This is a genomic window from Rhodococcus oryzae (assembly GCF_005049235.1).
Classification (GTDB): domain Bacteria; phylum Actinomycetota; class Actinomycetes; order Mycobacteriales; family Mycobacteriaceae; genus Rhodococcus_G; species Rhodococcus_G oryzae.
In genome coordinates this window covers 726,251-739,692 of the sequence record NZ_SUMD01000001.1, presented here as the reverse complement: position 1 = coordinate 739,692, position 13,442 = coordinate 726,251, and the positions used below count along the sequence as shown (strand labels likewise).

The window sequence follows — 13,442 nt, the reverse complement described above, 5'->3', positions numbered from 1 at the left end:
ATCTCTTGTCGGGCAGGCTTCTTTGCGAATCGACGACTAGGGAGGGTTCGGCGAGATGGGTCACTACAAGAGCAACGTGCGCGATATTGAGTTCAACCTGTTCGAGGTGCTCGGGATCGGAAAGCTGCTCGACGGTGGTGCCTACGGCGACCTCGACGCCGACACCGTGCGAAACATCCTCGCGGAGGTCGCGAGGCTGGCAGAGGGGCCGGTCGCCGCGTCCTTCGCCGACGCGGATCGCCATCCCGTCGAGTTCGACGCCCAGAATCACGCGATCGTCGTCCCCGATCCACTGCGCAAGACCGTCGAGGCGGTGAACGAGGCCGGGTGGTCACGCCTCGGCCTGCCCGAGGGCATGGGAGGTGTGCCCGCTCCGGCCCCGCTGGTCTGGGCGATCGGCGAGATGCTGGTCGCCGCGAACGGGTCGGCGAGCTTCTTCAACATGGGGCCGTTGATGGCCAGCGTGCTCTACACCGTCGGGACCGAACAGCAGAAGCACTGGGCCAAGGCCGGATTCGAGCGTGGGTGGGCGGGCACCATGGTGCTGACCGAACCGGACGCCGGATCCGACGTCGGTGCGGGCCGCACGAAGGCGATCCAGCAGGCCGACGGCACCTGGCACATCGAGGGCGTCAAGCGGTTCATCTCCGGCGGCGACGTCGGGGACACCGCCGAGAACCTGTTCCATCTGGTGCTGGCCCGTCCCGAGGGCGCGGGCCCGGGGACCAAGGGCCTGAGCCTGTTCTACGTCCCGAAGACCCATTTCGATCCGGACACCCTCGAACTCGGCGAGCGCAACGGCGTGTACGTCACCGGTGTCGAGCACAAGATGGGCATCAAGTCCTCACCCACGTGCGAGCTGACCTTCGGAGCCGCCGGTGTACCGGCCGTCGGCTGGCTCGTCGGCGACGTACACAACGGCATCGCCCAGATGTTCCAGGTGATCGAGAACGCTCGAATGATGGTGGGCACCAAGGCCGCCGGGACGCTGTCCACCGGATACCTGAACGCCCTGGCCTATGCCAAGGAGCGCGTGCAGGGCGCGGACCTCACGGAGATGACGGACAAGTCCGCACCCCGGGTGACCATCACCCACCATCCCGACGTGCGCCGCAGCCTGGCGATGCAGAAGGCGTACGCGGAGGGCCTGCGCGCCGTGTACCTCTACACGGCGGCGCATCAGAACGCCGATGTCGCCGAGCTGGTGTCCGGTGCCGACGCCGAGCTCGCCGAGCGGGTGAACGATCTGCTGCTGCCGATCGTCAAGGGGGTCGGCTCCGAGCGGGCCTACGAGCTGCTCACCGAGAGCCTGCAGACCCTCGGTGGTTCCGGCTACCTGCAGGACTACCCGATCGAGCAGTACATCCGCGATGCCAAGATCGACACCCTCTACGAGGGCACCACGGCCATCCAGGCACAGGACTTCTTCTTCCGGAAGATCGCCCGCGACCGTGGGGTCGCACTCGCCCACGTGGCGGGTCAGGTGCACCAGTTCATCGACAGCGCCGCGGGCAACGGCCGCCTCAAGACCGAACGGGCGCTGCTCGAGACCGCGCTGACCGACGTGCAGGAGATGGCGGGGATCCTGACCGGATACCTGATGGCCTCCCAGCAGCAGCCGTCCGAGCTGTACAAGGTCGGACTCGGCTCGGTGCGCTTCCTGTACGCCGTGGGAGACCTGCTCATCGCGTGGCGTCTGCTGGCGCAGGCCGAGGTGGCGCTGGCCGCCCTCGACGGCGATGCACCGGCCAAGGACCGGTCGTTCTATCGCGGCAAGGTCGCGGTCGCGTCGTTCTTCGCCAAGAACGTGCTGCCGCACCTGGCCGCGACGAAGGTGATCCTCGAGACGATCGACAACGAGATCATGGAGCTGGAGGAAGAGGCCTTCTAGGGTCACCGGGAGGGAACCGAACGGACCTCGGCTGCGTCTGTACTCCTGACAGGTGTATTCGGCGGGGGGAGTCGTGGTGGGGGAACGCTTCGAACTGGACGTGGCGGCGCTGCGAACGGTCACGGCGGGGTTCGTCACCTCCGCGGCAGCGCTGGACGCGGCGGTGGCGGCGCTAAAGAGCCGTGACGAACGGCTCGCCGGTCCCGTGCTGGCCTGGGCGGAGGCGACGAGGTCGAACGCGCACCGGTTGGATGCGGCGATCACCGCGTATGCGTGGCAGGAGCGGGAGAACGCCGGGACTGTCGGCGGGGCGGACCGGTGAATCCGGCCGCGTCGGACGAGCTGGCGTACTTCGCCCGGTTCCTGCCGCGGCTGGGGGCCGTGACCGAGCCGACGATCGACTACGACCAGCTCGGCGAGAGGTACTTCGGACGCACCGCGAGCGATCTCGCGGCGCTGCGCGCGGACGCGGACGTCGTCGGGGTCGCGGTCGGCACGATGCGCGCACAGTGCGACGCTCAGCAGCAGCTGATCCTCGGCCTCGCGGCCGGGTGGGAGGGCGCCGCTGCCGACTCGGCGCTGGCGGCGCTCGTCGCCGACCTCGATCGCGCCCGCGCGAGCACCGAGGCCATGGCAGGCGTGCACGCCGCCCTGCTTGCGGCCGCCGAGGTCATCGCGACGGTTGTCGCCGCGAACGCCACCCTGATGGGCGAACTCGACGCGACGCAGATCGGCGGCCGCACCGCGGCGGAGGTCGACCTGATGATCGCGGTCGCGCGGCTCGAGCCCGGCGACCACGCGTGGGGTCTGTTGCGGCAGGCATCGGGTCTGTTCGCCGAGCTGACCCCGATGATCCCGTCCGTGATGCGATCCGGGGCGCTGGTCGGCGACCGGCTTCTCGACGTCGCCGTCGACCTCGCCTCGACGTGGCTGAGGGAGGTGTTCGTGCCGCAGGTGCACGCACAGCTCGCAGGCGTCCTCGAGCTGTGCGACGCGACGGCGAGGGCCGTCGACGGCGCGCACCGGTTGGTCTCGGACGCAATGGAACTCGCCGGTTCCGATCCGGACGGATTCGGTGCGGTCCACCGGGTGGCCGATCCCGTCGCCGGATTCACCCCGGCGGCTCCAGCGCAGTCGCCCGTTGCGCAGGTGGCGGCCGCTGAACCGACGGTGACGATGGTCGTCGTCGAGACCGCCGGGGGCCAGACCCTGCGGCTGGTGCGGGAGGATGGCGAGCCGAGGATCTACCGGGTCGAGATCGGCGCCGACGGTGAGCCGTACCTGTGCGAATGCGATTCGCGGACAAACGAATCCGCGCCGCTCGCGGAACCGTCGGAACCGCCTGCCTTCCCCGATCTCGCCGCCGACCAGGCAGCTCGCCCGGTGCCCGAATCCCCGGTGTTGGAACCGCCGGCGCCCGGACCCCTGGCGCCCGAACCCCCGGTGCCCGCACTGCCGACCGCACCGACCCCGCGGCAGGCCCGTGACGGCGGCTCGAAGGCCCCCGCGGCCAGCGTCGACGAAAGCCCGACCGGCCCGGCACCGGAATCGGGGGCCGAACTGGCCGAGGCAGGTCCGCTGTGAGGAGCAGGCTCACGGCGGAGTGGGTGCTCGCCGAGCATTCCGCCGCGCTCGACCGGATCCGGGTCGGCATCGCGGCCGCGAACCTCGCGGCCGAGGCTCGTTCGCGTCAATTGTGTTCTGCGGCAGTGGACTCACCGGCCGCGGAGACGGAGCCGGCCGACGGCTATCCGGTGAGCTGGCTCGTTTGATCGGCTTCCAACTCGACTACCAGGGAGCCGGGGAGGTGGGCGCCGGGCAGTGCGAACTGCTCGTACTGGGTTTCGCCGAGCAGGTGATAGAGCAGGTATCCGGTCAGCAGCGCGCGTGTTGCCTTCTGTGTCCGGCGCTCGGATCCACCGAGTCCGAGCGCGCCGAGCATCCTGCGGCCCTCGGGGAGGCCGCTGGCGGATCCGCCGTCGACCGTCCGCAGGATCGCCTGACCGCCCCAGGCCTCGGCGATCGAGCGGGCATTGCAGTTCAGCGAATCGATGTCCTCGTCGCCCGCGATGATCAGCCCGGGACCGGCGAGTGCGGCGGCGGATTCCTCGGCCGACGGCGAGGTCGGTGCCGGGAACAGTGCGGCGACGGCCGCGGCGGGGCCGTGCTGGGCGGCCGCGATCACCGCCGCGCCCGCCCCCATGCCGTGGCCGGCGTAGGCGACCCGGGTCGCGTCGACGCTGATCTTTCCGGGGCCGAGGCGCACGCCCGCACAGATGTCTACCGCGGTCCGCAGATCCGCGGCGAGGCCCAGGTGTGACGGGACCGGCGTGCGCTGGGTGGCGGGTGCGGCCACGACCAGACCCCAGGACGCGAGGTGGGTGAGGGTCTGGGCGTACCGGTCGACGCCGGTCATCCAGCCGTGTGCGAACGCGACCGCGGGCAGCGAGAAGCCTTCCGCCGGTGTGTACACCACACCGGGCTGGCCCGCGAGCGAGAGGTCGCCGCGCAGCACCTTGTGCGGACCGCGCTTAGATAGCTGAGAGGCCAGGGTCTTAGGAGTCGGCGCCACGAGGATGACCGTATCCGATCGAGAACCACGAGGGAGAAGCGACAAGTGTTTGGCATTCCGGTACCGGTGCCCCGCGATCTGCCGCGCGCGTTCGAGAACGTGTGCGCCCGGCTCGGGTCGAACGGGCTGGCGGACCTGCGGCCGACACCGTCGGAGGTCGTCGACTCGACCGACGAGCGCACGATCCGTCGGTTCCGCTCCGCCGACCGTGCGGCGACGGGCGCGCCGCTGCTGTTGGTCACGCCGCTGGCGGCCACCTCCGTCGCCTTCGACCTGCGCCGTGGCTGCAGCGTCGTCGAGTACCTGATGGAAACCGGCCGCGACGTGTACGTCGTGGACTACGGCCCGGTGAACTTCCAGGACCGGACCCGCGGCTTCCAGCACTGGGTGGACGATGTGATCCCCGATGCGGTGCGGGTGGTCAGTGATGACGCGGGCGGCGCGCTGGTGCATCTCGCGGGCTGGTCGCTGGGCGGGATCTTCGCCGTCTATGCGGCCGCGGCGCATCCGGAGCTGCCGTTGGCCTCGCTGACCCCGATCGCCAGCCCCTTCGACCTGCGGCAGGTTCCGTTGTTCGCGACCCTGCGTCCGCTCGACCGGCTGTTCGGTCCCTATACCGTCGCGCCCCTCTACAAGGCGCTCGGGAACATCCCGGCCCCGCTGACCAGCCTCGGTTTCAAGGCCGCGAGCGCCGACAAGTACCTGACCAGGCCGTTCACCGTTCTCGCGAACCTCGACGACCGGGACCACCTCGAACAGCTCGAGGCGGTGGACCGCTTCATGAACAGCATGTACGCGTACCCGGGTCGTACCTTCGGCCAGCTCTATCACGTGGTGATGCGGTCGAACGAGTTCGCGACCGGCCACATGGAGATCGGTGGCAGGCGGGTGAGTCTGAGCGAGATCGACGTACCGACCATGGTCATCGCGGGCGCAGGCGACGGGCTCGCGCCCGTGAAGGCCGTCCATCACCTCACCGAGCTGCTCACCGGGGCGCCATCGGTCCGCTTCGGTGCGTTCCCGGGCGGGCACCTCGGCGTGCTCACCGGCCGCGCGGCCCGCGACACGATGTGGCCCGCACTAGCCGACTTCCTGGCCAGGTCCGAGCCGGATATCACAGCACAATAACTGCCGGTTGTGCACTGGAATCGGAATGTCGCGAAAGCATCACGATCGGGGGTTCCGGTCTGTTTGAATTCGCGGGACTTCCCGACTATCCGGACGGTGCACCTTGCGCAGAGCAGCATATTGTCTCGCACTCTCGTTCCTGTTTCTCCTGGTCGCCGGTCCCACGCCCGCGGTAGCGCAACCGGGTCCCTCGGTGCTCGGAGTGGGGGAGTATCCGCGCCTGGTCCGGCTCAAGCAGTCGGGCACGATCCTGGCGTCGATGACCAGCCGCGATGCGCAGGGTTACTTCTCGCCGATCCTCGAGAGCACCGACGACGGCGCCAGCTTCCATCCGATCGGCGCGGTCCGTGATCCCGAGGCCAACTCGGGGCTGTGCTGCAGCACCCTCTTCGAGGTGCCACAGCAGGCAGGCCTGCTGCCGCCGGGAACGCTGCTGTGGGCGGGCACGGTCGGGTACGAGGCGGGCCGCGACCGGCGGATCGCCATCAAGGTGTGGGCGAGCTGGAACGGCGGCCGCGACTGGGTGCCTCTCGGCGTCGCGGCCAGGTCCCCGAACCACGAGGGTGTCTGGGAGCCCGAGTTCGTCGTCGATGCGGCGGGCACCCTGTGGCTGTACTACGCCGACGAGACCGAGATGCCCCGGCACTCGCAGGTGCTGAGCAGGGTGTCCTCCGTCAACGGCCTGGACTGGGTCGACAAGCAGGTGATCCTCGCGCGCGATCCGCAGCGCGTGCGTCCCGGCATGGCCGTGGTGACCCGGCTGGCCGACGGACGGTTCGCCTCGACCTACGAGATGTGCAACTTCGGCGCCGAGTACTGCAGCCCGTACGTCAAGGTCTCGCACGACGGCGTCAACTGGGGCGCAACGACCGACCCGGGGGTCCGGGTGACCACCACCGACGGCAGCTACTTCCAGCACTCGCCCTACCTGCAGTCCGTTCCCGGCGGGCCGAACGGCACCCGACTGGTGCTCGGCGGCCAGACCTATGTCGGCAAGGACGGCAAGCCGTCGGCGAAGAACGGCAGGGTCCTGCTCGCCAACGACAACTTCGGGGCGGGCAACTGGTTCGAGATCCCGGCGCCGGTGGCGGCGCCGAGCGCGAAGAACAAGACCTGCGCGAACTACAGCTCTCCGCTGCTGCCGGTCGCGGGCGGGTCCCGGGTTCTGCAGGTCGCCGTCGAGCTGCACAACGGGGTGTGCACGGCGTTGTTCGGCACCGGGCCGGCGGCACCGTGACCCGGGTCACCCGGCGCCCACGCCCTCCCGGTCGGCAGGGGTTCGGCAGCCCAGTACCCTGGTGACCCATGTGCGGAATCGTGGGATACGTCGGCCACCGCCAGGCGCTGGACGTCGTGGTGGAGGCGCTGCGCCGGATGGAGTATCGCGGCTACGACTCGGCAGGCATCGCGGTCCTCGACGGTGCAGGCGGCGTCGCGATCGAGCGTAAGGCGGGCCGGCTGGCCAACCTCGAGGCCGAGCTCGCGGAGACCGGCACCGAGCGATTTGTCGGCACCACCGGCATGGGCCACACCCGCTGGGCGACGCACGGCAGGCCCACCGACCGCAACGCGCACCCGCACCGGGATTCCGAGGGCAAGGTCGCTGTCGTGCACAACGGCATCATCGAGAACTTCGCGCCGCTGCGTGCCGAGCTCGAGAACGACGGCATCGAGTTCGCCTCCGACACCGATACCGAGGTGGCGGTGCACCTGGTCTCGCGGGCCTACACCTCCGGTGACACCGCCGGAGACTTCGTCGAGAGCGCCAGGAAGGTCATCCGCCGTCTGGAGGGCGCGTTCACCCTGGTGTTCACGCACGCCGACCACCCGGACACCATCGTCGCGGCCCGCCGGTCCACCCCGCTGGTGATCGGCGTCGGCGAGGGCGAGACCTTCCTCGGATCAGACGTCGCGGCGTTCATCGAGCACACCCGTGATGCGGTCGAGCTCGGTCAGGACCAGGTCGTCGTCATCACCGCCGACGGATACACGGTGACCGACTTCGACGGGAACGAGGACGTCCCCACGCGTCCGTTCCGGATCGACTGGGACCTCGCCGCCGCCGAGAAGGGCGGCCACGACTACTTCATGCTCAAGGAGATCGAGGAGCAACCGGCCGCGGTGGCCGACACCCTGCTCGGGCACTTTGATGCCGGTCGCATCGTGCTCGACGAGCAGCGGCTCTCCGATCAGGAGCTCCGCGACGTGGACAAGGTGTTCGTCGTGGCCTGCGGCAGCGCCTACCACTCCGGGCTGCTCGCCAAGTACGCGATCGAGCACTGGACCCGGCTGCCGGTCGAGGTGGAGCTGGCGAGCGAATTCCGTTACCGCGACCCGGTTCTCGACCGCTCGACGCTCGTCGTCGCGATCTCGCAGTCCGGTGAGACCGCGGACACCCTCGAGGCGGTGCGGCACGCGAAGGACCAGAAGGCGCGAGTGCTCGCGGTGTGCAACACCAACGGGTCCCAGATCCCGCGCGAGGCCGACGCCGTGCTCTACACCCGGGCCGGACCGGAGATCGGTGTCGCGTCCACCAAGGCGTTCCTGGCGCAGGTGACCGCGAACTATCTGGTGGGGCTGGCGCTGGCGCAGGCGCGCGGTACCAAGTACCCGGACGAGGTGGCCAGGGAGTACCGCGACCTCGAGGCCATGCCGGAGCTGGTCGCGCGGGTGCTGCAGACGGTCGAACCGGTCCGGGCGCTGGCACGGGAACTGGCGCACTCGCCGACCGTGCTGTTCCTCGGACGTCACGTCGGGTATCCGGTGGCACTCGAGGGTGCGCTCAAGCTCAAGGAACTCGCGTACATCCATGCCGAGGGATTCGCCGCGGGCGAGCTCAAGCACGGGCCGATCGCGCTGATCGAGGAGGGCCTTCCGGTCATCGTCGTGATGCCGTCGCCGAAGGGCCGCGCGGTCCTGCACTCGAAGCTGGTCTCCAACATCCAGGAGATCAAGGCGCGCGGCGCACGGACCATCGTGATCGCGGAGGAGGGTGACGAGGCGGTGCGCGCGCACGCGGATCACCTCATCGAGATCCCGGCGGCGCCGAGCCTGCTGCAGCCGCTGCTGTCCACGGTCCCGCTGCAGGTGTTCGCGGCCGAGGTCGCGCAGACCCGCGGCTACGACGTGGACAAGCCGCGCAACCTGGCGAAGTCGGTCACCGTCGAATAGATGAGCGTGGCGCCGTCATCGCACGATGACGGTGCCGCCCATCTGCGGGTGCAGGGTGCATTCGTACGGGTAGGTGCCCTGCCGCATGAACGTGTGGCTGAATTCGCCCTCGGACATCGTCTCGCTGGCGAAGTTGTCCTGCGAGGTTGCTCGCGCGGTCGCTGTGACGTTGTGCTCCACGCCTTCGTCGGTGAACTCCCAGGTGACGGTGTCGCCGATGAGGATCCGGGCTGTGGACGGCCAGAACGCCATGTTGTTGATCTCGACGGTCTTGGTCCGTGCTTGAGCCGGACCAGCTGTTCCCGCGAGAACCGACGCGACCAGAAGTCCCGTTGCGATGGTGGCGCCGAGTGCGCGCATGGATAAAGGGTAGCGCCGAACGACGGCCGTGGCGAGATACGGTGATTCGATGCGCGACTACTTCACGGCCGACGAGGTGCGGGCCGCCGAGGCCCCGCTGCTCGCCGCGCTTCCCGACGGCGCCCTGATGCGCCGCGCCGCGTACGGGCTGACCGCCGTGGTGGCGTCCGAATTGCGTTCTCGCACTGGAGGTGTGGCAGGCAGGCGGGTGACCCTGCTCGTCGGCTCCGGCGACAACGGCGGGGACGCGCTGTGGGCGGGAGCGATGTTGCGCAGGCGCGGGGTCGCGGTCCGGGCGGTCCTGCTCGACCCGGACAGGGTCCACGCAGCGGGGCTGGCGGCGCTGCGCGCCGTCGGCGGGCGGGTCGAGGTGGGCGCCGATGCCGATCTCGGCGACCCCGACCTGGTGGTCGACGGCATCGTGGGGATCTCGGGTCGGGGGCCGTTGCGGCCGGCCGCCGCCGCGCTGGTGGCGAGGGTCGGCGCGCCGATCGTCGCGGTGGACCTGCCGAGCGGGGTCGATCCGGACACCGGGGTCACGGCGGGGCCGGCGGTGACGGCCTCGGTCACGGTCGCATTCGGGGCGCTCAAGCCCGTGCACGCCCTCGCGGCCGCGCACTGCGGCCGGGTGGAACTCGTCGACATCGGCCTCGACCTCCCAGACGCCTCGGTGCGGACACCGACCGCGGCCGAGGTCGGTGCCCGCTGGCCGATGCCGGGACCTGCGGACGACAAGTACAGCCAGGGCGTGGTCGGGGTGATCGCGGGCAGCGCGCGCTATCCCGGTGCGGGCGTGCTGTGTGCGGGGGCCGCGGTCACCGCCACGTCCGGCATGGTTCGGTACGCGGGAACCGCTGCCCCGCAGGTTCTCTCACGCTGGCCGGAGGTTGTCGCGGTGGACGGGTTCGACGCCGCCGGCCGGGTGCAGGCCTGGGTGGTCGGCCCGGGGATGGGGGTCGACGAGGAGGCGCTGACGGTGCTGCGCGCGGTCCTCGGTACGGACCTGCCGGTGTTGGTGGACGCCGACGCACTCACGCTGGTGGCCGCGGAGCCCGGGCTCGTCGCGGGCCGGTCGGCGCCGACGTTGCTGACCCCTCATGCCGGGGAGTTCGCCCGGCTCACCGGGCGCGGCTCCGCTTCGCAGCGATTGGCGGCCGACCGGGTGGCGGCGACCCGAGGCCTCGCGGCCGAGTGGGGGACCAGCGTGCTGCTCAAGGGGCGGTGCACGGTGGTGGCGGATCCGGACGGATCGGTCCTGCTCAACGAGGCCGGCGGCTCCGCAGCCGCGACCGCAGGCGCCGGGGACGTGTTGTCCGGCGTCATCGGGGCCCTCATGTCGACCGGTCTGGCACCGTTGACCTCCGCGGCGATGGGCGCCCGCGCGCACTCGCTTGCCGCCAACCTGGCCGCGGGGCAGGGCTCGGGCACGGCCGCGCCCATCTCGGCCGATGCGCTGTTGTGCCAGGTCAGGGCCGCGGTGAGGGTGCTTCGTGCCCAAGCGGTGCCCTAAATGTGACCTCGTTAGTGATGGAAATCATTTGGCCTATCGGCGGTCAATGGCAGGATCGGGGATCGTGACCTCCGACTTGTCCGTATGGGACGATCTGCGCATGACTTCCGCGGTTGGCCCGTCCGCGCCGCAAGCGGAAGCGCTGATCGATCTCGATGCGATCGCCCACAACGTCCGCCTGCTGTGTGAACACGCGGGCGACGCCGAGGTGATGGCCGTGGTCAAGGCCGACGCCTACAACCACGGGGCGGCAGAGGTGGCACGCACGGCGCTCGCGTCGGGGGCCGCCGAGTTGGGGGTCACCACGGTCGAGGAGGCCCTGGAACTGCGGGCAGCGGGCATCGACGCACCGATCCTGTCCTGGCTGCACACTCCCGACACGGACTTCACCGCCGCGATCGCCGCCGGCATCGAACTGAGCGTCTCCTCGCCCCGGCACCTGGAATCGGTGGTCGCGGCGGCCCGTGTGCTCGGGTCGACGGCGACCGTCTCCCTCAAGGTCGACACCGGGCTGGGGCGCAACGGCGTCTCGCCGTTCGAACTCGGGGACACCCTCCACGATCTGGCCAGGGCGGAGGCCGAGGGTGCGGTGCGGCTGCGCGGGATGTTCTCCCACCTGGCGCACGCCGACCAGCCGCACCACCCGGTGATCGACACCCAGGCCGCCCGCCTCGAGCATGCCGTGGCCGAGGCCAGGCGGGTGGGACTGCGTCCTGAGCTGGTGCACCTGGCGAACTCGGCCGCTGTGCTGACCCGGCCGGATCTGCGTTTCGACATGGTCCGTCCCGGCATCGCGATCTACGGGCTCTCTCCGGTGCCGGAACTCGGCGGGTTCGGACTGCGGCCCGCCATGACACTGCGGGCGCGGGTGGCGCTGGTGAAGAAGATCGCCGCAGGCGAGGGCGTGTCCTACGGGCACACCTGGATCGCACCGCGCGACACCATGGTCGCCCTGCTGCCGGTCGGCTACGCCGACGGGATCCCGCGCGCCCTCGGCGGCCGCTTCGAGGTGCAGATCGGTGGTCGGCGCCACCCCCAGATCGGCCGGGTGTGCATGGACCAGGTGGTGGTGGACCTCGGACCGGATCCCGCGGGGATCGCGGAGGGCGACGTGGCGGTGCTGTTCGGCAGCGGCGACGACGGCGAACCCGTCGCCCAGGACTGGGCCGACGCACTCGACACCATCCACTACGAAGTGGTGACCGGGGTTCGGGGGCGAATCGTCCGGGGCTTCACGGGTAGGGGGGACCTGCGATGAATCCGTTCGGTAAGGCGGGTCTCGTCGGCGGTGCGGTCAGCGCCGCCGCGCTCGGCGCGCTGGCGGGGGTCACCGTGGGGCACCGTCCGGCCGCCCGCCGCAGTGGCAGGCGAGATCGGTACGCCAAGGAGGACTTCCGATTGATGAGCGCCGACCGCGGCAGCATCGTCGCGGCCGAGGACGGCACGGCGCTCGCGGTCCGGGAGGTCGGTCCCGCTGACGCCCCCGTCACGGTGGTCTTCGTGCACGGCTACTGCCTGCGCATGGAGTCCTGGCATTTTCAACGGCGCCAGCTCGAGAAGCGTTGGGGCAAGGCCGTTCGGATGGTCTTCTTCGATCAGCGCGGGCACGGCCGGTCCGCGGTCCCTGCGCCCGCGAGCTGCACCATCGGTCAGCTCGGCCGGGATCTCGACGTGATCCTCCAGGCCGTCGCGCCAAGGGGCCCCGTGGTGCTCGTCGGACACTCGATGGGCGGCATGACGATCCTGGCGTTGGCGAGGCAGGTGCCGGAGTTGTTCGGCACCAAGGTGATCGGGGTCGGTCTCATCTCCACCGCGGCCGAGGGCCTGAACAAGACCGGGCTGAGCAGGAACCTGCAGAACCCCGTGATCGACGCGTTCCGGCTCGCGGTCCGCACCTCGCCGGGCCTGGTCCAGTTCGGGCGCGGCGCCGCGCGCATGCTTATCTCCCCGATCCTGCGTTCCGCCTCATACGGCACCGATGTCAGCCCATCGCTGATGCGGTTCTCCGAGTGGATGCTCAACCAGACGTCGGTGACCACGATCGTGAACTTCCTCAAGTCCCTTGAGCTGCACGATGAATCGGCGGCGCTGCCGGTCATCGCCGAGCTGCCCTCGTTGGTGCTCTGCGGGGATGCGGACATGATCCTGCCCTTCTCTCAGTCCGAGGCGATGGCGGCCGAGCTGCCGGAGTCCGAGCTGGTGCGCGTGGTCGGCGGCGGGCATCTGGTGCAGCTCGAGTTCCCGATCCGGGTGACGGACGCGATCGACCGACTTGTCGGCCGCTCCATTGCCGAGCAGGGCGATTCCGAACGGACGGTTGTCGGTGGCTGACCACGATCCGCGCACGATCCATCTTCCGACGACCGAGGACACCGAGGCGTTCGGCAGGCGCCTCGCCCTGGAGCTGAACGCGGGCGACCTGGTGGTGCTCGACGGCCCGCTCGGCGCGGGTAAGACCGCGCTCTCGCGGGGAATCGCGGCCGGGCTCGGCGTGCAGGGACGGGTCAGCTCGCCGACGTTCATCATCGCCCGCGAGCATCGCGCGGGCGGCGAGCGTCCCGGTGGCGGTGAGCCGGTGGCGATGGTGCACGTCGACGCGTACCGGCTCGGCATCGGCGCCGATCCGGGACAGACCTTCGACGAACTGGACGCCCTGGACCTGGACACGGATCTCGCGGGTGCCGTCGTGGTGGTCGAGTGGGGCGAGGGCGTCGTCGAGCACCTGGCCGAGCGGCATCTGCTGGTGCGGTTGCGGCGCGAACCGGAGTCGGACGTGCGCACGGCGCAATGGGCCTGGGTCTCCTAGGTAT

The 13,442-nt window shown here is 70.3% G+C and carries 13 protein-coding genes; 11 read left to right on the top strand and 2 right to left on the bottom strand.

Going from position 1 to position 13,442, the window contains the following annotated elements:
- The first annotated feature begins 55 nt into the window (after nt 1-55).
- From FCG67_RS03370 to FCG67_RS03355, 4 genes are all read left to right on the top strand, one after another.
- On the top strand, nt 56-1,891 hold the full coding sequence (locus FCG67_RS03370; RefSeq protein ID WP_136907044.1) for an acyl-CoA dehydrogenase: 1,836 nt from the start codon (nt 56-58) through the stop codon (nt 1,889-1,891).
- A 76-nt stretch (nt 1,892-1,967) separates the two neighbouring features.
- A complete protein-coding gene (locus FCG67_RS03365) occupies nt 1,968-2,213 on the top strand; it encodes a hypothetical protein (protein ID WP_136907042.1) in 246 nt (81 codons plus the stop codon).
- A complete protein-coding gene (locus FCG67_RS03360) occupies nt 2,210-3,475 on the top strand; it encodes a hypothetical protein (RefSeq protein WP_136907040.1) in 1,266 nt (421 codons plus the stop codon). The genes FCG67_RS03365 and FCG67_RS03360 overlap by 4 nt, the downstream gene beginning before the upstream one ends.
- Nucleotides 3,472-3,663: a hypothetical protein gene (locus FCG67_RS03355; RefSeq protein WP_136907038.1), complete on the top strand. Its 192-nt coding sequence runs from the start codon at nt 3,472-3,474 to the stop codon at nt 3,661-3,663. The genes FCG67_RS03360 and FCG67_RS03355 overlap by 4 nt, the downstream gene beginning before the upstream one ends.
- On the opposite strand, the gene FCG67_RS03350 is transcribed toward FCG67_RS03355, so the two are convergent.
- Nucleotides 3,639-4,463: a poly(ethylene terephthalate) hydrolase family protein gene (locus FCG67_RS03350; protein WP_136907036.1), complete on the bottom strand. Its 825-nt coding sequence runs from the start codon at nt 4,461-4,463 to the stop codon at nt 3,639-3,641. The two genes, FCG67_RS03355 and FCG67_RS03350, sit on opposite strands and share 25 nt — an antisense overlap.
- A gap of 45 nt (nt 4,464-4,508) precedes the next feature.
- Between FCG67_RS03350 and FCG67_RS03345 the strand changes: the two genes are divergently transcribed.
- The 3 genes from FCG67_RS03345 (at nt 4,509) to glmS (ending at nt 8,762) form a co-directional block, all read left to right on the top strand.
- Nucleotides 4,509-5,591, top strand: coding sequence for an alpha/beta fold hydrolase (locus FCG67_RS03345; protein ID WP_136907034.1), 1,083 nt, complete (start codon nt 4,509-4,511; stop codon nt 5,589-5,591).
- A gap of 202 nt (nt 5,592-5,793) precedes the next feature.
- Nucleotides 5,794-6,828 (top strand): sialidase family protein, encoded by a 1,035-nt coding sequence (locus FCG67_RS03340; RefSeq protein WP_211243093.1) that lies wholly within the window; start codon nt 5,794-5,796, stop codon nt 6,826-6,828.
- A 68-nt stretch (nt 6,829-6,896) separates the two neighbouring features.
- Complete coding sequence (glmS, locus tag FCG67_RS03335) at nt 6,897-8,762, top strand: glutamine--fructose-6-phosphate transaminase (isomerizing) (protein ID WP_136907031.1); 1,866 nt, start codon at nt 6,897-6,899, stop codon at nt 8,760-8,762.
- A 15-nt stretch (nt 8,763-8,777) separates the two neighbouring features.
- Here the strand turns inward: glmS and FCG67_RS03330 are convergent, their stop codons facing one another.
- Nucleotides 8,778-9,122 carry a cupredoxin domain-containing protein gene (locus FCG67_RS03330; protein ID WP_136907030.1) on the bottom strand — a complete coding sequence of 115 codons (345 nt, stop codon included), beginning with the start codon at nt 9,120-9,122 and terminating at the stop codon, nt 8,778-8,780.
- Nucleotides 9,123-9,171: 49 nt separating this feature from the next.
- Between FCG67_RS03330 and FCG67_RS03325 the strand changes: the two genes are divergently transcribed.
- The 4 genes from FCG67_RS03325 to tsaE all read left to right on the top strand — a co-directional run bounded on the left by FCG67_RS03325 (nt 9,172) and on the right by tsaE (nt 13,438).
- Nucleotides 9,172-10,632: an NAD(P)H-hydrate dehydratase gene (locus FCG67_RS03325; RefSeq protein WP_136907028.1), complete on the top strand. Its 1,461-nt coding sequence runs from the start codon at nt 9,172-9,174 to the stop codon at nt 10,630-10,632.
- A 100-nt stretch (nt 10,633-10,732) separates the two neighbouring features.
- Nucleotides 10,733-11,890 carry an alanine racemase gene (gene alr / locus FCG67_RS03320; protein WP_136907027.1) on the top strand — a complete coding sequence of 386 codons (1,158 nt, stop codon included), beginning with the start codon at nt 10,733-10,735 and terminating at the stop codon, nt 11,888-11,890.
- Nucleotides 11,887-12,963 carry an alpha/beta fold hydrolase gene (locus tag FCG67_RS03315; RefSeq protein WP_136907025.1) on the top strand — a complete coding sequence of 359 codons (1,077 nt, stop codon included), beginning with the start codon at nt 11,887-11,889 and terminating at the stop codon, nt 12,961-12,963. The genes alr and FCG67_RS03315 overlap by 4 nt, the downstream gene beginning before the upstream one ends.
- Nucleotides 12,956-13,438 (top strand): tRNA (adenosine(37)-N6)-threonylcarbamoyltransferase complex ATPase subunit type 1 TsaE, encoded by a 483-nt coding sequence (gene tsaE / locus FCG67_RS03310; RefSeq protein WP_097210396.1) that lies wholly within the window; start codon nt 12,956-12,958, stop codon nt 13,436-13,438. The genes FCG67_RS03315 and tsaE overlap by 8 nt, the downstream gene beginning before the upstream one ends.
- Nucleotides 13,439-13,442 lie beyond the last annotated feature (4 nt).

Excerpts from the sequence above, each read along its gene's own strand:
- FCG67_RS03370 (WP_136907044.1), top strand. The coding sequence starts at position 56 with ATGGGTCACTACAAGAGCAACGTGCGCGATATTGAGTTCAACCTGTTC.
- glmS (WP_136907031.1), top strand. The coding sequence starts at position 6,897 with ATGTGCGGAATCGTGGGATACGTCGGCCACCGCCAGGCGCTGGACGTC.
- FCG67_RS03330 (WP_136907030.1), bottom strand. The coding sequence starts at position 9,122 with ATGCGCGCACTCGGCGCCACCATCGCAACGGGACTTCTGGTCGCGTCG.
- FCG67_RS03325 (WP_136907028.1), top strand. The coding sequence starts at position 9,172 with ATGCGCGACTACTTCACGGCCGACGAGGTGCGGGCCGCCGAGGCCCCG.
- alr (WP_136907027.1), top strand. The coding sequence starts at position 10,733 with ATGACTTCCGCGGTTGGCCCGTCCGCGCCGCAAGCGGAAGCGCTGATC.
- FCG67_RS03315 (WP_136907025.1), top strand. The coding sequence starts at position 11,887 with ATGAATCCGTTCGGTAAGGCGGGTCTCGTCGGCGGTGCGGTCAGCGCC.